Raw genomic sequence first — 21,836 nt, forward strand, 5'->3', positions numbered from 1 at the left:
CGCCCGCGCGACCCACCGGAGTCGTCGCCGTCATCACTCCGGGCCGGTGCGGTCCAGCCAGACCCGCAGCTCGTTCAGGCGGCCGGCCAGTTCAGGTGCGGCGGCGCGGAGACCCGTCAGATCGGTGTGCAGGTCAAGATGCTGCGCCCAGAGCACCGAGCGCCCGGACTCCAGCAGGGCCGTCGCCAGTCGCCGGTCGCCGGCCTGGATCGCCTGGGCGGCCGCATCCGTCGCCCGGGGTGCTTCGGCCAGGCGGGACTCCCGGACCGTGCGGCGCAGCCCCGGCCACGCCGCCGTCGGCAGCAGGCCGACCGCGGTGCGGTACCCCAGCATGGCGTCGCCGGTGTCGCCGGCATCGGCGCTCAGCTCACCGAGCCGGGCCGCCGCACGCAGGACGCTGTGCGTCGAGACGACAGGCCCCGGGCGGCGCAGCAGTTCGGACAGCAGCGCCCGGGACGCGGCATACCGCGGTGCGCTGCCGGGGTCACGCCGCAGGGTTTCGGCCAGGTGGTAGACTAGCCCGGCCCGGCGGGGGTCGTCGGCGGTCAGTGCCGACAGCGACTCCCGGCAGGCCGCTTCGGCGCGCCGAAGCGCGGCCGGGTCGCCGGTGACGTCGAAATACCGCCGGGCCAGCAGACCGGCCCGCTGCAGCAGCAACGGGCGGTTGCCGTCCACGCCCGCCGCGACCGCCTCCTCGGCCAGGTCGCGGGCCCGCTCCAGGTCGGGCAGTGCGCCGGTGTCCAGATGCCGCATCAGCAACGCCATCGACAGGGCGCTCAGCCGGTTCGCGTGATCGACGTGCGTGGCGTCCCCCTGCGCGGCCTCGGCGGCGTCGACCGCCTCGGCGCGCACGGCCGGGTCGTCGCTGAGGCGCAGGACGATGCTGAGCTCGCCCGCGTAGTGCGCGCGGTGCGGGTCGAACCGGGACAGCGTCGCGAGCACCTCCCGCCCTGCGGCGATGGCGTCGGCCAGGTCCACCGGGTCGTCGGTGAACTGATACCGGGAACCCAGCGCACCCACGAGTGCCGCCAGCCGCAGCCCCCGGTGGAGCACCCCACGCGCCGGCCTGCGGGCGTCACGCAGCGCGGCGAGCAGGTCCTCGAGCGACGCGGTGCGTTCGTAGCGGGCCAGCAGCGCCAGCGCCCGGTTCGTCACAGCCGACGCAGGGCCCGCAGCAGGGTCAGCAGCAGGGTCAGCGGCAGGGTCCGCAGTGTGCTCGATCGCCGCCGTGGCGACGTCGATCGCCTCGTCGAGGTCGGCGTCGTCGCCGTACCGGACGAACCGCGACCGCAGCGCTGCGGCCAGATCACCCAGGATGACCGGGTCGCTGCCCGCCGCACGCAGCAGTGCGACGGCCCGGTCAAGGTCGGCGGCGTCGGCGGCGAGCTCGTAGCGCCACAACAGCCCGTTGCTGAGCGCGCCGAGGACCAGCGGGCGGTCCGGATGGTCCGCGGGCAGCTGGGCGACGGAGCGCTCGAGATGGCTGATCGCCTTGTCGAGGCTGGGCCGGTGGTGCAGCAGGCGGAAACGCGCCAGGCGGACGGCCCCGCGCAGCGAATACAGCTGCCCCGCCGCGCTCATGCCGCCGGCACCGTGATGGTGCTGTCCAGGACCCACGCGCCCCGGGCCGGCGCCGGCCGGCGCTCGACGCCGCGGGCGAACCGCTCTGCACTGACGGGCATCGTCGATCCACCTTGTGCCAGGCGGTCAGCACCGCTCCGGAACCTGCACCGTCTCTCTGACGGACCGGCGGCCTCGCGATGCCGCGCCCTGCCGTCGTCGTGACCGGCCGGTCATCCGCCGGCCGCGCCGTCCTCGGAGGGCCGATCCAGCCGGATCCGGCAGGCCGCCAGCGCCGCGGCCAGCGCGGGACGCGACCGCCGCAGCGCACCGAGGTCGGTGCGGCTGTCCAGCAGCTGCGTCCAGAGCACTCCCCGGCCCTGCTCCAACAGCTCGACCGCGCGACCGGACCGGTCCGCGGCCAGCGCGGACGCGCCGGCATCGCGGCCGACCGCGGCGGCCTCGCGACTGAGCAGGAAATACTGGTCGCCGCGGCTGATACCCCGCCACGCCAGCATCGGCAGCAGCCCGGCCGCCGCGGCGGCGGCGTCCGCCGACTCCTCGGTCCGGCCGGCCCGGGCCGCGGCCTCCGCGAGCCGTCGCGCCGCGTCGAGCCGGACGTCGACCGGCGCCGAGACCGCCGCGACCGCATCCTCCCAGGCCGACAGCGCACCGTCCAGGTCGGCGACGGCGCCGGCGGCCGCGAACCGCGCGTGCAGCGCGGCGCCGAGACCGATCAGCCGGCCGGCCCGCGCGGGATGCTCCGGCGGCGTCCCGGTCACCGCGGCCCAGGCGAGCCTGACCGCCTCCGCGACATCGGCGGGATCGGCCGTGCCCGCGAACCGGGCCTGCAGCCGCAGTCCCAGGTTCGACAGGTACCTGGGGTGATGCGGATGGCCTGCCAGGGTGGCGGCGAGGGCATACCGCGCGAACGTCACCGACTGGTGGAGGTCCTCGACGGCACCGCCACGCTCGAACCGGTCGGCGAGGGCGTTGCTGTGACTGGACAGGAACATCGGCCACTGCGGATGCTCCGGCGCCGCGATGCGCACCACCCTCGCGGTGACGTCGACCCCCGCGATGGGGTCGACCGCGAAGGGGGCACCTGGCAGGACCGGCCGGCGAAGACCGGTGGCGCCGTCCGGCGGCCCGGTCACGGCACCGACCCGCCGCAGCCACGCCCGCAGGACGCCGCCGAAGTTCGACAGCCGGACAGCCAGCCGGGGATCGCCCGTCCCGCACTGCTCCACCGCCAGCCGGGCGGCGTCGACCGCCTGGCGCAGATCGGTCGACGAGCCGAAGGACTCGGACCGGGTCTGCAGTGTGTTGCCCAGGTTGGACAGCATCGCGCCGAGGTCGGGATGGCCGGCGGGGGTCGCGTCGACGGCCTGCCGGCCCAGGTCGACGGCCCGGTCCAGGTCCGCCGGCACGCCCAGGTGGTGGAACCTCGTCACCAGCGCGGCGCCGAGGCTGGACAACCGGCCGGCGCGCCTGGCGCCGGCCGGCGGCGACGCCTCGACCGCCCGGTGACCCACGGCGATCGCCCGGTCGAGGTCGGCGAGGGCACCGGCACACTCGTGCCGCAGCTGCAGTGCCGCGCCTAGGGTGGCCAGCATGGAGCCCAGGTGCGGGGATCCTGCCGGGGTGATGCCGACCGCCTGGCTGCCGAGGTCGACGGCGTCGTCGAGGTCGGCCCGGTCGCCGGTGCGCTTGAACCGGTTCTGCAGCGCCGCGCTCAGGTTGGACCGCCGGGCCGCCAGGCGCAGATCGTCGGCAGGCGTCGCGGCGACCGCGGCGAACCCGGCCTCGACGGCCCGGTCCAGGTCCTCGATGCGACCTGCCCGCTTGAACCGCAGCTGCAGCCCGGCGCCGAGATTCGACCACCGCGCCGCGAGGTCGGCGGCGTCGGGCGCCTCGTGGACGGCGATCTCCAGCAGGTCGATGGCGAGCGTCAGACCCGCCGCGTCGTCGGCGTCCACCGTCGCCCGCAGCAGCTCGGCGGCGTAGCGGTAGCGGCACGCGCGGAGCCGCTCCACCAGGCCACCGTCCGCCGCCGCCAGGCGCTGCAGCTCCGCGGCGGCGTCCCACACCTCACCGTCGAGGACGGCCTGCCGGTCACCGCGCTCGAAGCTCGCGATCGCCGCCGTCAGTCTGGCGGTGAGGTCGGCCACGGACACCGCGGCAGTCTCCCACGGACCCGTCACATGGCCGGGGGCACGACGAAGGTCCGTTGCGTCGAGCTCCCGGACCCGCCCCGGTCGCGCTCCTGCCTGTCAGCCTGCGGCGGCGTCGATCAGGTGGACGCGGTCGTGCAGGCCGCGCCGGGCGCTGACCGCCCGCTGCAGGGCGAGTGGCGGCACGCGGAGGTCCCAGTCCTGCCACCGGACGGTCTCCAGGCGGGACGCCGCGAGCAGGCCGAAGTCGGTCGGCTCGGGCTGGTCCGCGGCGGGGCCGACGCCGCCGACCCACTCCACGCGGGCGCCCAGCATCGCGCGGCCCCACCAGGCGCAGAACCAGTCGGCCGGCACGACGGGCTCGACCAGACCGTCGAGGAACAGGTCGCCGACGCGGTGCGAGTCGGCGTCCGAGATGACCAGGTCCAGGTCGCCCGGGGTGACGGGCAGCCCGCGGGCGGCGAGGGCGGCGCTGCCGGTCAGCCACCAGTCCACCCCGGCGGGGGTGAGGCGGCGGCAGACCTCGGCGAGGGTCGCGGCCCACGGCACCGGGTCGAGGCCGGCGGTCTGGCGCAGCAGCGGCACGATCAGCAGGACGAAATTCTCCCAGGCGCGGTCCAGGTGCGGCGTGTCCGCCGGGAACCGCTTCGCCCAGTGGCCGTCGGCGAAGACGAACCCCGCCCTGCCGGCGGCGGGGGCGAGCGCGTCGACCACCTCCACGAGCCGGAACTCCGTGTGCGAGCCGGAGTCGTGCCGCACCGCCACCGCATCCATGCCCCGATACCACCACATGGGTACGACAAGAATCAGCGGCGAAGCACGAGCAGCGCCGCGACGACGCCGAGGGCGACGGTCGCCAGGGCGCACAGCAGCAGTGTCGAGCGCGCACCGGCCAGGGCCACGAGGGGACCGCCGAGCATCGTGCCGAGCGGCACCGCCACCACGAGCACCGACCCGTTCGCGGCGAGGACCTGTGGCAGGTCGGCCGCGGGCGTCGTGCGCTGGAACAGGGCCATCGACGTCGACATGTACGGCGCCCAGATCGCCCCGGCGAGGGCGAAGCTGGCCACGGCCACCGCGACCGGCACGTCGAGGCCGAGCGGGACCATCGCGGCGCCGAAGGCGATGACGATGCCGGTCGTCGTCGGCCACAGCGACAGCCGCCGCAGGTAGCCGGTGGCGAGGCCGCCGAGGACCGCACCGACGCCGAACGCCGTGTAGTAGGCGCCGAGGACGGCGGCCGAGCCGTGCAGGTCCGTCGCGACGTGGACCGGCATCGCGACGTAGAACGGGCCGAACAGGAAGAAGAACGCGAACGACAGGAGTAGCAGCCCGAAGAGGGTCCGGTCGCGGCGGATCGCGGCGAACCCGGCGCCGGCCGACGGCTCGTCGCCCGGTGGGGCAGCGGGGAGCGGCGGGACGGCGAGGCGGTAGGTGAGGGCGAGCACCGCGAAGCTGGCGGCGTCGATCGCGATGACCGTCGCGGGGTTGGTCCAGGCGATGAGCAGCCCGGCGAGCGGCGGGCCGGCGATGGTGGCGCTGTTGGCGATCGTGTTCATCACGGCGTTGGCCGGCAGGTGGTGTACCGGCGGCAGCAGCTCCGCGATGAGCGTGTAATGACCGGCCGACCCCCAGGCGGCCAGCAGCGACGAGACGGCCAGGAGCGCCACGTACAGGCCCGGGCCGAGACCGCCGAGCGCGGCGGTGAGCGCGACCGCGCCGAGTGCGCAGGCGCGCAGGATCGCGTTCCACCCGGCGAGCTGCGCGCCGCCGCGGTGCCGCAGGAACCGGCCGAAGAGGACCCCGCCGGCTGCGCTGGGCAGCGAGTACGCCGCGACGGCGACGGCGACCCCCGTGCCGCGGTGCTCCGCCGGGGCGAGCTGCAGCGCGAGCCACGTGATGGCGACGAGTGACATGCCGTCCCCGAGTGCGGACACGACGAGTCCGGGCAGGATCCGGCGGAGCCTCGGATGGCTGACGACGGGCCAGTACGGCGAGGATCGGGCTGCGATGCTCATCGCCCCACCCGACCGCGCGACCGGCCATCGATCAAGTGCGGTTCACCCGCAGCGGAATCAGCTGCCGGCGGAACGGGCCGCGATCGCGGCCTGGATGCGGCGCAACGTGCGCAGCGCCTTCTTCGCGGCGACGTCGACCCGGCCGTCGAAGACGGTGGCGGCGTGGTCGGTCGCCATCAGCCGTTCGAGCAGCGGGACGGCCTGCGAGTCGCCGGTGGACCCCAGCGCGACCACCGCCCAGTACCGCACGTTGGGGTCAGCGCTCCCGGCCGCGGCGGACAGCTGCGGCAGCACCTCGGGGGCGAACCGGGCGAGGTTGCTGGCGACGTACCCGATCCGGGGAAACCGCCGGTGCTCCAGCTCCTGCCACAACGCGGCGAGCGCTGCCGGGCCGCCGATCTCGCCGAGCGCGTCGGCGGCCTGCTGCCGGGTGAACTCCTGCGGGTCGCCCAGCAGCGGGACGAGCGCCGGCACGACGGCGGCGTCGCCGAGCCGGCCGAGGGCGCGGACCGCTTCCCCGCGCACGTTCCAGTCGTGGTCGTCGAGGAGGTCCAGCAGCGTCGGCACCGCCTCGGTGAAGCCGCCGGCCGAGCACCCCATCGCCGCCCACGCCTGGCAGTTATAGCGGGTGTCCTGGAGCGCGGCGAGCAGCGGCCCGCGCAGCGACCCGTCGACGAAGACGTCCGCGCGGTTCAGCGCTCTGGTGTACAGCGACCGGTGATGCTGCTCGTAGTCGCGGACGACGGCACGGACCTCGGCGGCGGCGGAGGGGTCGTCAGCGGCCCGGTCGAGCAGCTCATACAGCAGCTCTTCACGGTCTTCGAGGGTGCCGGTGCGCAGGTCCACCGGCCAAACGGTACACAGGTCCCGTCGCGCGCCCGGCCGCGGCCGCGGCGACACCCTACAGCTGGGAGGGCCGGACCAGGCCTGACTCGTAGGCGGCGACGACGGCCTGGACCCGGTCGCGGAGGCCGAGCTTGGTCAGGACGCTGGACACGTGGGTCTTGACGGTGTGCTCGGTGACGAACAGCGCCGCGGCGATCTCCGCGTTGGACAGCCCCCGGGCGACCTGGCGCAGGGTGTCCAGCTCGCGCGGGGTGAGGGCGGCCAGCTGGACCGGCTGCGTCTCGACACTCCGGTTGCGCAGCACGTCGGCGATGAGCCTGCGGGTGACGGTCGGCGCGAGCAGGGACTCCCCCGCCGCGACGGTCCGCACCGCCGCGACGAGCTCCGTGCGGTGCATGTCCTTGAGCAGGAACCCGGAGGCGCCTGCGCGCAGCGCGTCGTAGACATACTCGTCGAGGTCGAACGTGGTGAGGACGAGGACGCGTGTGCCGGGTGAGCAGGCGCTGATCTCGCGGGTGGCGCCGATGCCGTCGAGGTTGGGCATGCGCACGTCCATGAGGACGACGTCGGGGTGGTGGGCACGGGCAGCGGCGACGGCCTCGACGCCGTCGGCGGCCTCGGCGACGACGGTGATGTCCGGCTGGGAGGAAAGGATCATGCACAGGCCGTCACGGACGAGGGCCTGGTCGTCGGCGACCACCACGTTCAGCACGACGGCAACCTACCCGGCCGGCAGCAGGGCGGAGACCTCGAACCCCGGCCCGTGCGGCGGAGCGCCGGTGCGCAGCGTGCCGCCGACGGCAGCGACCCGCTCCGCCATCCCCGCCAGCCCATGACCAGGGACATGGCCGGGGACGGCGGAACCGCCTCCGCGCCCGTCGTCGCGGATCCGGACCCGCAGGGACGGGCCTTCCGCTGCCAGTACCACAGCCACATGACGGGCACCGGCGTGCTTGACGGCGTTGGTCAGCGCCTCCTGCACCACCCGGAACGCGGTCGCGCCGACGTCGGCGGGCACGGGCGGGACGGCGTCACGGGTGAGGGTGACGTCCAGGCCGGTCCGGCGGGCGCGCTCGACCAGCGACGCGACCGCGTCGAGGCCGGGTGGCTCCGGCCGCTGGTCGCGCAGGACGCCGAGGGCGTGCCGCAGCTGCACGAGCGCCTCCCGGCCGGTGTCGGCGATCGCGTCGAACGCGGCCTCGGCCCGGGCGGCGTCGGAGCGCACGACGGAGGCGCCGCCCTCGGCCTGCACGACCATCAGGCCGACGGAGTGGGCGAGGACGTCGTGCATGTCGCGGGCGATCCTGGCCCGCTCGGCACCCGCGGCGGCGGCCTGCTCCTCGGTGAGCCGGCGGGTCCGCTCCTCCAGGTAGGCGATCCGGTCGCGGCGGGCGCGCACGCCGGTGCCGAGCGCATACGCGGTCACGAACATCATGCCGACGTAGCCGATGGACGGCGGGCTCTCCTGCGGCACGATGAGGGAGACGAGGACGCCGACGGCGGTGCCGAGCGCGGCGAAGAGCCGCCAGCCGGGCGAGGCGAGCTCGGCCCAGGTGTAGGTGGCGACGAGCTGGCCATACGGCTGGTCGAACAATCGCTCCTGCACCGACAGCCAGGTGGTGCCGATCCCGCAGAGCAGCGCGACGAGGACCGGTGCCTGCCGGCGCCACAGCAGCGGCACGGAGGCGAGCGCTCCCAGCGCGACGTCGACCCACGAGCCCCAGACCATCGCGGGATACACGGTGGCGGCGGTGACCACCACCGTGATCACGATGTCGACCGGCTGGAAGCGCATGGCAGCCATTCTGGCCGCAGCGGCGAACGGGCACCTCGGTCGTAAGACGGGTTTTTTCGTCAGGTCATCAGCCGAACGGCCGAAGATCACGGTGAGTCATGCTTGCGCCGCAGCTGCACCCGAGGAGCAACCGTGCCCGAGCCGATCGGCCTGGTCAACGACAGTCACACGCCCGCCATGGCGGAGGCATCGCTGAGCCTGCTGGTGCAGGAGCGCATGATCGTCGTGCTCAACGCCAAGAACGGCACCGTCATCTCGGTGAACGACCGGGTGCTGGACACCATCGACGTGCCGTTCGACGAGCTGATCGGCAAACGGCTGGAGGAGGTCTGGCACCTGCAGTCGCAGATCGTGGACCAGCTCATGGACAGCGCCCGGGTCGGGCAGTTCCTGGAGCAGGTGACGTCGATCGTCGACAGCGGCGGGCGGCAGCGGTGGCTGCGGCTCAACTGCGGTCCGGTGCGCGGCGCGGGCCGGGAGCCCGACGCGATCCTGCTCACCGCGTACGACATCACCAACGACCGGCGCCTGCTCGCCGAGCTGCGCGGCAAGTACGCGGCGGTCGACCGGGCGCAGGCGGTCATCGAGTTCGACCTCACCGGCGAGATCCTCGGCGCGAACGAGAACTTCCTGCAGCTGACCGGCTACTCGCTCGGTGACGTCGTCGGCAAGCACCACCGGATGTTCGTCGACGAGACGTACGCGGAGAGCTCCGAGTACACCGACCTGTGGGCCCGGCTGGGCCGGGGCGAGGCCACCAGCGGGGAGTTCAAGCGGATCGGGCGCGGCGGCCGGGAGGTGTGGCTGCGGGCGAGCTACAACCCGATCTTCGACCTGGAGGGTCGCCCGTACAAGATCGTCAAGTACGCGATGGACGTGACGGAGCAGAAGCTGCGCACGGTCGAGTACGAGGGCAAGGTCGCCGCGATCAGCCGGGCGCAGGCGGTCATCGAGTTCGAGCTGGACGGCACGATCCGGCAGGTGAACAAGAACTTCCTGGACGCGACCGGCTACGAGGCCGACGAGCTGATCGGGCAGCACCACAAGAAGCTGGTCACCGAGGACGAGGCGCGCAGCACCGCCTACAAGAACTTCTGGCAGAAGCTCACCAAGGGCCACTACGAGGCCGGGGAGTTCAAGCGGATCGGCAAGAACGGCCGGGAGGTGTGGCTGCAGGCGACGTACAACCCGATCTTCGACCTGGAAGGCCGCCCGTACAAGGTCGTCAAGTACGCCACCGACATCACCGAGACCAAGCAGCGCAACGCCGAGTACGAGGGCAAGGTCACCGCGATCGACCGGGCGCAGGCGGTCATCGAGTTCGACCTCGACGGGATCATCGTCGACGCGAACCGTAACTTCCTGCAGCTGACCGGTTACACGAACGTCGAGGAGCTGCGCGGCAAGCACCACCGGATGTTCGTCGACCCGATCTACGCGGCAAGCGAGGAATACCGGGCATTCTGGGCGAAACTGGCCCGCGGCGAGTTCGAGGCCGGCGAATACAAGCGGCTCGGCAAGGCCGGCAAGGAGGTGTGGCTCCAGGCGACGTACAACCCGATCTTCGACCTCGAGGGCCGCCCGTACAAGATCGTCAAGTACGCCACCGACGTCACCGACGTGAAGTTGCGCAACGCGGAGTTCGAGGGCAAGGTCGCGGCGATCAACCGGGCCCAGGCGGTCATCGAGTTCGACCCCAAGGGCAACGTCCTGGACGCCAACCGCAACTTCCTGGACCTGTTCGGCTACAGCCTGGACGAGGTCCGCGGCAAGCACCACCGGCTCTTCGTCGACCCCGTCGACGCCACCTCGGACCACTACCAGGACTTCTGGACGCGGCTGCAGCGCGGCGAGTACGACACCGGCGCATACAAGCGGATCTCGAAGGACGGCCGGGAGATCTGGATCCAGGCGTCCTACAACCCGATCCTCGACCTGGAGGGCCGCCCGTACAAGATCGTGAAGTTCGCGGCGGACGTGACGGCGACGCGGCTGCGCAACGCCGAGTTCGAGGGCAAGGTCACCGCGATCAACCGGGCCCAGGCCGTCATCGAGTTCGACCTCGAGGGCAACGTCCTGACCGCCAACGACAACTTCCTGCGGACCATGGGCTTCACACTGCGCGAGATCATCGGGCAGCACCACAGCATGTTCTGCACCCAGGACTACATCACCTCGCAGGACTACCGGGACTTCTGGCTGCGGCTGAGCCGCGGCGAGTTCCTCACCGGCCGGTTCCACCGCATCGGCAAGTACGGCCGCGACGTGTACCTGCAGGCGACGTACAACCCGATCTTCGACCTCAAGGGCGAGCCGGTGAAGGTCGTCAAGTACGCGCAGGACATCACCGAACAGATCGCCCTGGAGCACCGGCTCACCACGAAGACCAAGGAGATGAGCAGCGCGATCGACGAGCTGTCGACGTCGATCGCGCAGATCGTCGGCAACGCCGGGCACGCCAGCGAACTCGCCGGGGAGACCCAGTCCAACGCGCAGCGGGGCTTCGAGGAGCTGCGCAAGTCGATCGAGGCCATCGACCTGATGGAGCGCTCCTCCGACCAGATCGCCGCGATCGTGCAGGTCATCGGGGAGATCGCGTCGCAGACCAACCTGCTCGCGTTCAACGCCTCGATCGAGGCGGCCCGCGCCGGTGAGCACGGCGTCGGGTTCTCCGTCGTCGCCGGTGAAGTCCGCAAGCTCGCCGAACGCTCCTCCGACTCGGCCCGGGAGATCAGCCGGCTCATCGTGGAGTCGGCGACCCGGATCAACCAGGGCTCGCAGGTGGCGCAGCGGGCGCAGGACGCGTTCGAGGAGATCCTGCGCAGCGTCGGCAAGACCGCCGAGTCGATCCACCAGATCGTCACCTCGACCCGCCAGCAGCAGGAGGCGTCGCGGACCGTCAACACGCTGATCGGTGACCTCATCGGCGCCACGCCCACGTCCGGTGCGCCGGTAGTATGACCGGGACCTTGTACGGGGTGTTCACCGTCGCCGACGTGCAGGTGGCGCTGCCGCTGTCGGAGCTGCGGGAGGTGATCCCGTGCCCGGCCGCGTTCGACCCGCTCCTCGCGGTCGCGCCCGGTCTCGTGGGTGCGGTCAACCTGCGTCACCAGGTGATTCCGGTGCTGGACCTGCGGCTGCTGCTGGACCGCCGCGACGCCGCCGACGCAGAGGTCGTCGTGGTCGTCACCTACGACGGGTCGGTGTTCGGGCTGCTCGCGCACGCCGTGCGGGGTGTGGTGTTCATCGAGGACGATGCGCACCTGGAGATCAGCGTCAACACGGACCTGCCGCTGTTCAGCCGCACGTTCGAACGCCCCGACGACAGCGCCGTCGTCAGCGTCCTGGACTGCGCCGCCGTCAAGCACACCCCCGGCATGGTCCTCGCCGAGGACACCGGCGGGCCGAGCGGCGCCGTCGCCCAGGCGCAGGCGGCCGACGCAGGGACCTCTGCCGGGACCTCCGCCGGCGGCCGGCGCATGATGATGCTGCTGCGCTGCGGCGGGATCGGCCTCGCCGTCGACGTGTCGCACATCCACTCCGTGGTCCCGGAGCTGATCCTCAAGTCCTCCCCGCTGGACGGCCCCACGATCCACGGCGTCGTCGTGCTCGGCGACCGGTTCGTGCCGACCGTCGACACGCTCGCCGTCCTCGGGCTCGGCGCGCTCAGCCCCGTCGACGTGAAGCGTGGTGTCTCCCTCTCCTACGAGCGTGGCCTGCTCGCGTTCGCCGTCACCGAGGTCGTCAGCATCGTCGCCGTCCCGGACGCGGACGTGCTGCCGATGCCGGAGTTCGGGCTGCCCTCCTCCGGGCACGCCGTCGGGATCCTGCCCGGCCAGGCCGGCGGCTCCTACCTGGTCCTCGACGGCGCGGCACTGCGCGCGGACGAGGGCCTCGGCACGATCGCGGCGCTCGGCACGCCCGTCGGCGGCGCGCCACCCGTGACCCGTGTCGCCGCACGGTCCGACGCGTCGGACCCCCGCTTCGACGGCCGTGCCATCGAGACCAGTGTGCGGAAGTTCCTCACGTACGACGCCGGCGTCGACGTCGCCACCCCGCTGACCCAGATCACCGAGATCGTGCCGTTCCCCGCCGACGTCATCCCGCTCATGGACGGCGGCCCGCTGCGCGGCGTCTTCACCCACCAGCGCGCGTCGGTGCCGCTGATCTGCCTCACCGGCCTGCTCGGCCGGCACGCCGAGATCGACGAGGCGACCGCGCGGGTCCTGCTCATCGAGGTCCGCGGCACCCGCGTCGGCTTCATCGTGCCGCAGCTGCGCGCGATCGAGGAGTCCGTGTGGGAGGAGCGCCGCGCCGACGCCGACCCGGACGCGCCCGTCTCCCTGGCCGGCAGCCCCCTGGTGAAGATCGGTGGCCGGATGCTGCCCCGCATCGACCTGGAGCAGGTCGTGCGGACTATGGTGACCGATCATGAGCGGTCTGATCCGGCTGGAGATCGACGGGCATTCGCCGACGCCTGAGGAGCTCTACCACCCGGCGCTGGTCAACTACGGCCACCTGACCGCGATGCAGGTCCGCTCGGGCCGCGTGCAGGGCCTCGACCTGCACCTGAGCCGCCTGGCGGCGCAGTCGCTGGCCCTGTTCGACACGCCGCTGGAGCCGTCGCACGCCCGGTCGCTGCTGCGGCACGCCGTCCGCGACGTGCCCGACGCCGCCGTGCGGGTCAACGTCCTGCGTCCCACGCCGGACGGTCCGCTGTCGGTGCTCGTCGCCGTCCGTCCGCCGGTGTACCCGTCGCCGACGCCGCTGCGGCTGATGTCGGTGCCGTACCAGCGGCCCCTCGCGCACATCAAGCACCTCGGCGGCTTCGGCCAGATCTACTGGGGCCGCGCCGCCGTCGAGCACGGCTTCGACGACGCGCTGCTCACCGCCCCGGACGGCGAGATCACCGAGGCCGCGGTGCACAACATCGCCTTCCACGACGGCGCCCACGTCGTCTGGCCCGACGCGCCCGCCCTGCCCGGCATCGCGATGCAGCTGATCGAGCCGCTCCTGCCGTCCCGCCGCGCCAGGATCACCCTCGCCGACCTGCCGCTGTTCCGCGCCGCCTTCGTCACCAACTCCATCGGCGTCGTCGCCGTCTCGGCCATCGACGAGCACACCTTCCCCGTCGACCCCGACCTGATGTCGACGGTCACCGGCGCGCTCGGCGCCGTCCCGTGGGACGAGCTCTGACGGTCCCTCCCCCGTGAGAGGGAGGCCGAAGACCCCTCGCCGCGGGGAGGTGCCGGCGGCGCGCGACGACAAGCATCGACGGCATGTTCCGAATGTTGACAGCGCTGGCGTTGCGCCGGCCCGTGATGGTCATCGTGTTCTGGGTCGCCGTCGTCGGCGTCGGGTTCGGCGTCGGCGGCGGGGTGTTCATGAAGCTCACCGCGCAGGTCGCGACCGTGCCCGGGTCGGAGACCGAGCGGGCCCTTGAGCTGCGCAAGGACGCCGCCGGGCCGCGGCCGGCGCAGCTGACCGTCGTCGCGACCGGCGGGGTCGACCTGACCGCCGCACTCACCGACGTGCGCGGCATCGCCGGGGTCAGCGACGTCGGCGAGCCGATGCCCGCCGCCGACGGCAGCGCGGTCCTGCTGCAGGTCGCGGTCAAGGACGCCGCGACCGCCGAGAAGGTCGCGACGCGGCTGCGGGCCGTCGACAGCAAGCAGGTGACCGTGACCGGCGGCCCGCTCACCGACGCCGAGTTCGCCACGCAGGCGCAGTCCGACGTGCAAAGAGCCGAGCTCTTCACACTGCCGGTCGTGCTGGTGCTGCTCGTGATCGTGTTCGGCGGGCTCCTCGCCGGGGCGATGCCGCTGCTGGTCGCGGTCGCCGGGATCGGCGGCACGTTCGGCCTGCTCTACGCGCTGAGCTTCGCCACCGACGTCTCCGTCTACGCGATCCAGGTCGCCACCATGCTCAGCGTCGGCCTCGCCGTCGACTACGGGCTGCTGCTGATCAGCCGCTTCCGCACCGAACGGGCCGGCACCGGCGACGTGGCCGCCGCGCTCGCCGCCGCCGTCGACAAGGCCGGGCGGACGATCGCGGTCACCGGGCTCACCGTCGCGGCGAGCCTGCTCGGGCTGGCCGTCTTCCCCGACGCGTTCCTGCGGTCGATGGGTCTCGCCGGCACCGGCGTCGTCCTGGTCAACATGTTCGCCGTCCTCACGCTGCTGCCGGCGGTCCTCGCCCTCGTCGGCAAGCGGGTCAGGCCCGCCGCCGCCCGCACCGGCGACGGGGTCTTCGGCAGGCTGGCGGCCGCGGTGCAGCGCCGCCCCCTGCTCACCACCGTCCTGACCGGCGCGGCGCTGCTCGCCCTCGCCGTCCCCGCGCTCGACATGCGCCTCGGCAACAGCGACGCGCGGGCGCTGCCGGCCTCCACGCAGACCCGGCAGCAGTACGACCAGTTCGCCGCCCACTTCCCGGAGCTCATCGGGCCGGACGACATCATCGCCGTGGTCCGCGCATCCGCCACCGACACCGCGACCCTGCAGTTCGCCGACCGGGTCCGCGCCGTTCCGGGCGTGTCCGCGGTGCGGGTCGAGCCCGTTTCCGCGGCGGTGGCCATGGTACGAGCGACGCCCGTCCACCGGCCGGAGACCGAGCAGGGGCGCGCGACGGTGAACGCGGTCCGTGCCGTGGCGGCGCCGTTCGAGGTCCTCGTCACCGGCGACGCGGCCCGGCTCGTCGACTACCGGGGCATGCTCGCCGACTACGGGCCGATCGCCGCGCTCGTGGTGGTGGCCGCGACGATCGCGCTGCTCGCCGCGTTCACCCGCTCGGTGCTGCTGCCCCTGAAGGCCGTCGTCACCAGCGTCCTGAGCATCGGCGCGGCGCTGGGCGCGGTCACGCTCGTCTTCCAGGAGCGCGGCGACCTCGGCATGATCGACCTGACGGTGCCGGTCCTCGTCGCGGCGATCGCGTTCGGCCTGTCCGTCGACTACGAGGTGTTCCTGCTCGCCCGCATCCGCGAGCACCGGCTCACCGGCGCGGACTCCCGCCGGTCGGTCGCGGTCGGCCTGCAGCAGACCGGCCGGATCGTCACCTCCGCGGCGCTGCTGCTCGTGGTGGTGTTCGCCGGGTTCCTGCTCGGCGGGTTCGCGCCGATCCGGGAGATCGGCCTCGGCCTGGTCGTCGCGATCGTCCTGGACGCCACCGTGGTCCGGATGCTGTTCGTGCCCGCGACGATGACCCTGCTGGGCCGGGCCGCGTGGTGGCCGGGCCGCGTCCCATCCGCCAAGCCCGTCGCGGAGCCGGCGCCGGCGCTGGTCTCATAGTCGTCATGGCGCGCAGGTCGGCGCCGCCGCGCGGTGGCGGTGACCCGCGCGGTCGTGGCGGCGGTGGTGCCGTGTCCGGGCGGCGTGGTTGCGAGATGCTTGAGCCGGGTCCGGTCGGTTGCAATCCCCCTGATCTCCGGACCCGGCTCCTTCTCCTACGACACCCCGCACCGCGGCGCCGTCATCCCGCTGGGCCTGCAGGCGTTCTCACAATTCATCCCGTCGCTGCCGGGCTTCACCAACGACTTCGCGAAGCAGATGAACAGCCCGGCGGCCCGGCAGATGCTGTGGCGGCACTACGACCCGAAGACCGGCGCGATCGGCGAGGCTCCGGAACGCACGGCGTTCAAGGCCGAGCTGGAGCGCGTCGGCGGCTGGCCGCGGCGCCCCCGGACCCTCGCCCTGGCCAACGGCGCCGGCGACAGCTCGGGCCTGAAGATCCCGCCGGGCGACGTCGCCCTCACGGTCGACAAGATCTTCCCCGGCACCACGTTCATCACCCAGGCCGGCGGCAACGCAACGGTGGCGGAACTGAAGCGCAGATTCCCCGCCGCGGAGAAGACCATCACCACGAAGGACCTGCCGGAGCTGGACAGCGCCCCCGGCGGCACCCTCGACTCGTTCGAGATCCTCGCCGACGCACTGCGGGCGAAGGGTGCCACGATCGACCTGCGGCACCCGACGGTGTGCTTCGTCCCCACCGTCAGCGCCGTGTCGATCCGCGACATCGACGAGCAGTCCGACCTGTACAGCAGCGTCGACCAGCTCGACCCGAACGAGGCCGACCTCGACGACTTCCACACCTCCGGCACGAACACCCCGCACACGGCCATCACCCACGAACTCGGGCAGTGGCTCGTCGACCGCATCGGCGACCGGTAAGCGCCCGCCCCGCCGCCCGGTGGCCGTCCCGGCCGCCGGGCGTTATCGGGGCGGGTTGGTGTAGAGGCTGGTGCCGCAGCCCGCCTCGCCCGGCGTCAGCTGGATGCGGTCGAAGCTGACCGGCTGCGTCACGCCGGCGGGGGTCCGGATCATCACGACGCACTCGCGTTCGGCGGGCACGCCCACCGCCGCCACCAGCGTGCCCGGAACTGTACGGCTGTCGATGCACACGCATGGGCCCGTCCGGCGCTCCCATGCCGGACGGGCCCTGTCAGCGGTGCTGATCGAGGCCGCCAGGGAGCCTGCCCGGGCCGGTGGCGGCCGACCCGGGCAAGCCTGCTGAGAGCGCTCTCACAGCATTCAACTTCGATGGAGCTCGATTGTCAAACGTTGTTAACAAGAAACTTTCACGGGAAGCTGACCAGATACACGGGAACCGTGTTGGTGCCCTGCGCCGGGCCGCCCGTGGTGTTGATGACGTGCGCGATCGTGCCCTTGCCGCCGAGGGAGACGGTGAGCAGGTCGTGGAACTTCACGCCCGCGGTGACCGGCGACTCGAAGCCGTGCTCGGCGACGATCGACGGGTCCGCGGTGAAGTTGCAGTAGCTGCCCATCCCCCACGCCTCGTGGGTCGTCACCGTGTCCGCCACCTTGTAGGCCGCGTAACCCCGCGCGCCGGTGCGCCAGGCCGCCTGGCTCGGCGGGTCATAGGGCAGCTCGTTCTGGAAGAAGATCGTCCGGCCGCCCTGACCGTTCCAGATCACCTCGTCCTTCTGGTAGTGCTCGACGAACAGGCCGTAGGCGGAGACGTTGTTGCCGTTGACGATCAGCCCGGTGTCGGCGGTGTTGACCGTCCAGCCGACGCCTGCGCCGTGGTCGGCGCGCCACGCCCAGATGTGGTCGATGATCGTGTCGCTGGAGTTGACGACCAGGCTGTTGGTGGCCTTGCCGGGTCCTGCGCCGCCGATGCGGAAGAACACGTCCTGCACGGTCGTCGGGTTGGCGGCGTGGCTCGCGGACGCCCCGGCCTGCCCGATCGTGAGCAGCGCGTCGGAGTTGACCGTGCCGGCGTCGAAGAGCACTCCGGCGATCTTGACGCCGTCGACGTCGGCGACGCTCATCGCGTTGACCCCGTTGTCCGGGATCAGCGTCGGGTACCCCTCACCCAGGATCACGGTGTTGGGGTTGGTCACGTTGAGCGTCTGGTTCAGGTGGTACACACCCGGCGAGAAGAAGACGTGCTTGCCGCAGGCGAGGGCGGCGTTGATGGTGCCGGCGCCGACGCCGGGCGCGGCGACGAAGAAGTCCGACAGCGGGATCGACGAGCCGGGCGTGGCGCCGCCGGACCAGGTGGTGCCCACCGCGTTGGTGCGCAGGTTCGGCACGAACACGCGGTAGGTGCTGCCGTCCAGGTACAGGTAAGGCTTCTCCCGGATCACCGGCGTGTTGGGCACGACGGTGTAGGGCGGGCTCGGGAAGCTGTTCGCCGGGGCACCCTGCACGCCGGAGAACACCATGTTCCACACGCCGTTGACCCAGCTGCCGATGGAGCTGTCCCGCGTGTACCACTGCTGCTGCGAATACGGTCCGACGCTGCCGTCGATCTTGCTGTCGGCGATGTAGCCGCCGCTCGCCCAGCCGTAGCCGTTCGGGGCCAGGTTGAGCTTGCCGCGGATGTGGACCCGCCGCATCGGCGCGGCCTGGGCGACCGCCCACCGGTCGCCGCCGTTGGCGTTGCTCGGCACGATCGACAGGTTCTCGATCGAGCGCCAGAAGTTCTGCGTCGCGTTGCCGCCGAACCAGCCGGCGTCCACGGTCACGTCACCGTTGATGACCACGTCGTCGGGGCTGCGCCCGAGGCCGATCACCGAGGTGTAGAACCCCGTGTTGACGTTGATGCCGCTGTACGTGCCGGGCTTGAACGCCAGCACGTAGCGCTGCAGGCCGAACTGGTTGGACTCCTGAGACGCGAAGACCGTGTCGACCTGGCTCTGGATGCTGGCCGCCGACATCGACGGGTCGAACACGATGAACGTGGGCGGCAGCGCCTGGGACGTCGGCGGAGTCGTGCACACCGGCGGCTCGACGGGGGCACCGCTGTAGACGGCGAGCTCCTTGATGGAGTACCCGTAGTTGTTCGCCCGCTGCGTGCCGTACACGCGCAGGTACCGGCCGGTGCCGCTGACGTTGAGCGTCTGGGTGCCACCGGTGCTCGTGGTGGTGGAGTAGATCGAGGTCCAGCTGCCGGCCGCGGCGGTCGGCGACACCTCGACGCTGAACGCCTTGGCGTAGGACGTCTGCCAGGTGATGACGACCTGGCAGACGTCGGTCGCGGCGCCGAGGTCGACCTGCAGCCACTGCGGGTCGCTGAAGGCGCTCGACCAGCGGGTGTTGACGTTGCCGTCGACGGCCTTGGCGGGCGTCAGGCTGCCGTTCTCGTTGGACGAGGAGGTGGCCGGCTTGTTGAGCGCGACGTTCGTCGTGCCGCAGGCGGCGTGCGCGGGAGCGGTGGTGGCGCCCAGGACGGCGACCGTGCCGCCGAGCATGAGCACGGTGCTGAGCAGGGCTCTTGTCACCCTGTTTCGGGCATGGGGCATTGGAGCATCTCCCTCATTTGGCGGGGTGGGGACATGTGCCTCGGACGGTAATGACCTCGTCGCGATGGCGGCAATCGCTTGCCATCCATTTGCCAAACTCGATCATCCGGCCGGCGTTTCAGTCGGAAACCTGACGCGATGGGGACCCGGGTGTCGCGGTCCATGGCGGATGCCTACGCTGACCTGCGAATGCGTCTCCGGGGAGGAACAGCGATGGCCGTTCACGTCGACCTGCAGGCATCGCCCGAGGTGCTCCGTCAACGCCTGTATGACGGTCACCTTCTGGTGATGACGAAGCTGCCGTCCGTGGCGAAGTTCGTCGACCACGCCCGGCAGCAACTGACCGAACTCTTCGCGCCGCACGACCCCGAGCACGCCCATGAGCACTTCGCGCCGGCCGCGATGGCCGCGCTGCTCGGCCCGTGGAAGCCGCGGTTCATCCACGACGAGCGGTCCAAGAAGCTGGTCCGCAACATCATCGAGGAGGCCGGCTTCACCGCCGAGGAGACCCACTTCGACGTGCCGAAGCCCCGCACCTCGTTCCCCGTCGGGCACCTGACCACCGGCGTCGCGTTCGCCTTCCCGTGGCACCGCGACGTGTGGTATTCAGCGCCGAACCAGCAGCTCAACTGGTGGCTGCCGATCTTCCCGGCCCGCGACACCAACGCGATGTCCTTCGACCTGGACCGCTTCAACGCGCCCGTCGACAACAACTCCGGCGACTTCGACTACTACCGCAACAACGTCGGCCGGCTCACCACCGCCGCCTCCGTCAAGCAGGAGGCCCAGGTCCGCCCCGGCGCTTCCACGCACAACCCGCCCAACGAACTGGTCGTGCTGCCCGCCCCCGGCCAGGTCCTGCTGTTCTCCGGCGCCCACCTGCACCGATCCACCCCGAACACGTCGGGCCTGGCCCGCTACAGCGTCGACTTCCGCACCGTGCACGTCCCCGACGTCATCGCCGGCCGGGGCGCACCGCTCGCCGACACGTACTGCTCGGGCACCGCGATCCGCGACTTCGTCAACGTCGCCGACGAGTCCCGCTTCGACGAGCCCACCGTCCGCTCCATCTACGGCGACCCGCCCGCCGACGCCATGCTCGTGTTCGAGGCCCCGAAGTGATCCCGTGCTGACCGTCGGTGCGATCGTCCTGGGTGTCGCTGATGTACCACGCGCCGTCCGGTTCTGGCAGGAGGCGCTGGGCTACCGCACGCACGGGACCGGCTTCGGCGGCGCCGCGACGATCCTCGTGCCCGTCGACGGCACCGGCACGCCGATCGCGCTGCAGCGCAACGAGACGCCACCGCAGGACCACCCACGGATCCACCTGGACCTGCACGTCGCCGACCTCGCCGCGATGCACGCGGAAACGGATCGACTGGTGTCGCTGGGTGCGTCACGCGTCGACTGGGACAGCTACCCCGCCGACCCTGACTTCGTGGTGCTCGCCGACCCGGACGGCAACCGCTTCTGCGTCGTCGACCTCGGGCACGTCCCGATCTGACCACAATGGACAGTCGCCCGGGATCCGGTGTGAACGGCGGCGGGTCGGCGCCGGAACCCGTCCACACCGGACGATCGAATTCTAGTGTCATTCGTCCTGTGCCGCCGATCTGACCGTTCGCGGTGCCGAACCTGTGATGTTTCGGTGGGAGACTGTCGGGGTAGCGCGACGCCACCGGGTGGCAGATCATCGCGGGGAGGAGTGCGGATGCGACTGGCTGTGCTTGACGTGGGGTCCAATGCCGCACATCTGCACATCGTGGACGCACGCCCGGGAGGCGCACCGCAGTCGGTGTTCCGGCTCAAGGCCCCCACGCTGCTCGCCGACTCCGTCGGTGCGGACGGCGCCCTGTCGGACGACGCGGTCGACCGTCTCGTGACCGCCGTCACCGAGACCGTCGACGCGTCCCGCCGGCACGCCGTCACCGACCTGATCCCCCTCGCCACGGCGACGATCCGCGACGCGACCAACGTCGCGGAGATCCGCGCCCGGGTCCGCGAGGCCGCCGGCATCGAGCTGCGCTCCCTCAGCGGTGAGGACGAGGCCCGCGTCACATTTCTCGCCGTGCACCGCTGGCTCGGCTGGTCCGCGGGGCCGGTCCTCCTGCTCGACATCGGCGGCGCCACCGCCGAGATCGCGGCCGGCACCGGCGAGCTGCCCGACACCGCCGTCTCCCTGCCGCTCGGCGCGGCCCGCATCACCCGCACCATGCTCCCCTGCCACCCCGCCCGCCGCCGCGACGTCGAGGCCGTGCACAAGCATGTGCTGCGCTCGGTCCGGCCGCACGCGTCCCTCGTGCCCGACGGCGCCCGCAACGTCGCGACGTCGAAGACGTTCAAGCAGCTCGCCCGCGTCGCCGGCGCCGACGGCAGGCTCACCCTCGACAGCCTTCACCAGTGGATCCCCCGCCTGACGGAGATGCGCCCCGAGGAGCGCGCCGCCCTGCCCGGCGTCGCCGCCAGCCGCTCCCGTCAGCTCCTCGCCGGCGCCGTCATCGCCGCAGCGACGATGGAGGCCCTCGACATCGACCACGTCGACGTCTGCCCGTGGGCGCTGCGCGAAGGCCTGCTCCTGCGCCGCATCACGGAGCTCAGCGGCCACCGCGGCTGACCCACCGCTCGGCCCGGCTGCATCGGAAAAAGTGTCGCACCCCGGCGGTAGCGTCTCGGGCATGACG

At 72.2% G+C, this 21,836-nt stretch carries 17 protein-coding genes; 8 read left to right on the forward strand and 9 right to left on the reverse strand.

Annotation, left to right across the window (positions count from 1 at the left end; translation table 11 throughout):
• Positions 1-33: 33 nt before the first annotated feature.
• The 7 genes from ABZS58_RS37370 to ABZS58_RS37400 form a co-directional block, all read right to left on the reverse strand.
• Complete coding sequence (locus ABZS58_RS37370) at positions 34-1,581, reverse strand: hypothetical protein (RefSeq protein WP_354788120.1); 1,548 nt, start codon at positions 1,579-1,581, stop codon at positions 34-36.
• Between the two features lie 212 nt (positions 1,582-1,793).
• On the reverse strand, positions 1,794-3,737 hold the full coding sequence (locus ABZS58_RS37375) for a tetratricopeptide repeat protein (RefSeq protein ID WP_354788121.1): 1,944 nt from the start codon (positions 3,735-3,737) through the stop codon (positions 1,794-1,796).
• Positions 3,738-3,833: 96 nt separating this feature from the next.
• On the reverse strand, positions 3,834-4,508 hold the full coding sequence (locus ABZS58_RS37380; protein WP_354788123.1) for a hypothetical protein: 675 nt from the start codon (positions 4,506-4,508) through the stop codon (positions 3,834-3,836).
• Positions 4,509-4,540: 32 nt separating this feature from the next.
• Complete coding sequence (locus ABZS58_RS37385) at positions 4,541-5,752, reverse strand: MFS transporter (protein WP_354788125.1); 1,212 nt, start codon at positions 5,750-5,752, stop codon at positions 4,541-4,543.
• Between the two features lie 57 nt (positions 5,753-5,809).
• On the reverse strand, positions 5,810-6,598 hold the full coding sequence (locus ABZS58_RS37390) for a HEAT repeat domain-containing protein (RefSeq protein WP_354788127.1): 789 nt from the start codon (positions 6,596-6,598) through the stop codon (positions 5,810-5,812).
• 55 nt (positions 6,599-6,653) lie between these two features.
• Entirely contained in the window at positions 6,654-7,310 is a 657-nt protein-coding gene (locus tag ABZS58_RS37395; RefSeq protein WP_354788129.1) for a response regulator transcription factor, read from the reverse strand.
• Positions 7,311-7,319: 9 nt separating this feature from the next.
• Entirely contained in the window at positions 7,320-8,393 is a 1,074-nt protein-coding gene (locus tag ABZS58_RS37400; protein WP_354788130.1) for a histidine kinase, read from the reverse strand.
• 132 nt (positions 8,394-8,525) lie between these two features.
• On the opposite strand from ABZS58_RS37400, the gene ABZS58_RS37405 reads away from it, so the two are divergent.
• The 5 genes from ABZS58_RS37405 (at position 8,526) to ABZS58_RS37425 (ending at position 16,558) form a co-directional block, all read left to right on the forward strand.
• On the forward strand, positions 8,526-11,354 hold the full coding sequence (locus ABZS58_RS37405) for a PAS domain-containing methyl-accepting chemotaxis protein (protein WP_354788132.1): 2,829 nt from the start codon (positions 8,526-8,528) through the stop codon (positions 11,352-11,354).
• Positions 11,351-12,874, forward strand: a complete 1,524-nt coding sequence (locus ABZS58_RS37410) for a chemotaxis protein CheW (protein ID WP_354788134.1) — start codon at positions 11,351-11,353, stop codon at positions 12,872-12,874. Before ABZS58_RS37405 ends, ABZS58_RS37410 begins: the two co-directional genes overlap by 4 nt.
• The gene (locus tag ABZS58_RS37415; RefSeq protein ID WP_354788135.1) at positions 12,825-13,589 is read left to right on the forward strand and encodes an aminotransferase class IV; all 765 of its coding nucleotides are present in this window, start codon (positions 12,825-12,827) and stop codon (positions 13,587-13,589) included. Before ABZS58_RS37410 ends, ABZS58_RS37415 begins: the two co-directional genes overlap by 50 nt.
• Before the next feature lie 83 nt (positions 13,590-13,672).
• Positions 13,673-15,676: an MMPL family transporter gene (locus ABZS58_RS37420; protein ID WP_354788137.1), complete on the forward strand. Its 2,004-nt coding sequence runs from the start codon at positions 13,673-13,675 to the stop codon at positions 15,674-15,676.
• Positions 15,677-15,775: 99 nt separating this feature from the next.
• A complete protein-coding gene (locus ABZS58_RS37425) occupies positions 15,776-16,558 on the forward strand; it encodes a hypothetical protein (protein WP_354788139.1) in 783 nt (260 codons plus the stop codon).
• A gap of 42 nt (positions 16,559-16,600) precedes the next feature.
• Here the strand turns inward: ABZS58_RS37425 and ABZS58_RS37430 are convergent, their stop codons facing one another.
• Positions 16,601-16,753, reverse strand: coding sequence for a hypothetical protein (locus ABZS58_RS37430; protein WP_354788141.1), 153 nt, complete (start codon positions 16,751-16,753; stop codon positions 16,601-16,603).
• 212 nt (positions 16,754-16,965) lie between these two features.
• The gene (locus ABZS58_RS37435) at positions 16,966-19,155 is read right to left on the reverse strand and encodes a discoidin domain-containing protein (protein ID WP_354788142.1); all 2,190 of its coding nucleotides are present in this window, start codon (positions 19,153-19,155) and stop codon (positions 16,966-16,968) included.
• Between the two features lie 213 nt (positions 19,156-19,368).
• On the opposite strand from ABZS58_RS37435, the gene ABZS58_RS37440 reads away from it, so the two are divergent.
• The 3 genes from ABZS58_RS37440 (at position 19,369) to ABZS58_RS37450 (ending at position 21,769) form a co-directional block, all read left to right on the forward strand.
• Positions 19,369-20,277: a hypothetical protein gene (locus ABZS58_RS37440; RefSeq protein WP_354788144.1), complete on the forward strand. Its 909-nt coding sequence runs from the start codon at positions 19,369-19,371 to the stop codon at positions 20,275-20,277.
• Positions 20,278-20,281: 4 nt separating this feature from the next.
• Entirely contained in the window at positions 20,282-20,659 is a 378-nt protein-coding gene (locus ABZS58_RS37445; protein ID WP_354788145.1) for a VOC family protein, read from the forward strand.
• A 207-nt stretch (positions 20,660-20,866) separates the two neighbouring features.
• The gene (locus tag ABZS58_RS37450; RefSeq protein WP_354788146.1) at positions 20,867-21,769 is read left to right on the forward strand and encodes a hypothetical protein; all 903 of its coding nucleotides are present in this window, start codon (positions 20,867-20,869) and stop codon (positions 21,767-21,769) included.
• Positions 21,770-21,836 lie beyond the last annotated feature (67 nt).

The sequence above is a fragment of the Dactylosporangium sp. NPDC005555 genome (assembly GCF_040605635.1).
Classification (GTDB): Bacteria; Actinomycetota; Actinomycetes; order Mycobacteriales; family Micromonosporaceae; genus Dactylosporangium.

What these genes read in the sequence shown, in the direction of transcription:
- ABZS58_RS37370 (WP_354788120.1), bottom strand. Translation starts at nt 1,581, where the DNA reads ATGAGCGCGGCGGGGCAGCTGTATTCGCTGCGCGGGGCCGTCCGCCTG.
- ABZS58_RS37380 (WP_354788123.1), bottom strand. Translation starts at nt 4,508, where the DNA reads ATGGATGCGGTGGCGGTGCGGCACGACTCCGGCTCGCACACGGAGTTC.
- ABZS58_RS37385 (WP_354788125.1), bottom strand. Translation starts at nt 5,752, where the DNA reads ATGAGCATCGCAGCCCGATCCTCGCCGTACTGGCCCGTCGTCAGCCAT.
- ABZS58_RS37400 (WP_354788130.1), bottom strand. Translation starts at nt 8,393, where the DNA reads ATGCGCTTCCAGCCGGTCGACATCGTGATCACGGTGGTGGTCACCGCC.
- ABZS58_RS37410 (WP_354788134.1), top strand. Translation starts at nt 11,351, where the DNA reads ATGACCGGGACCTTGTACGGGGTGTTCACCGTCGCCGACGTGCAGGTG.
- ABZS58_RS37415 (WP_354788135.1), top strand. Translation starts at nt 12,825, where the DNA reads ATGAGCGGTCTGATCCGGCTGGAGATCGACGGGCATTCGCCGACGCCT.
- ABZS58_RS37420 (WP_354788137.1), top strand. Translation starts at nt 13,673, where the DNA reads ATGTTCCGAATGTTGACAGCGCTGGCGTTGCGCCGGCCCGTGATGGTC.
- ABZS58_RS37435 (WP_354788142.1), bottom strand. Translation starts at nt 19,155, where the DNA reads ATGCCCCATGCCCGAAACAGGGTGACAAGAGCCCTGCTCAGCACCGTG.
- ABZS58_RS37440 (WP_354788144.1), top strand. Translation starts at nt 19,369, where the DNA reads ATGGCCGTTCACGTCGACCTGCAGGCATCGCCCGAGGTGCTCCGTCAA.
- ABZS58_RS37450 (WP_354788146.1), top strand. Translation starts at nt 20,867, where the DNA reads ATGCGACTGGCTGTGCTTGACGTGGGGTCCAATGCCGCACATCTGCAC.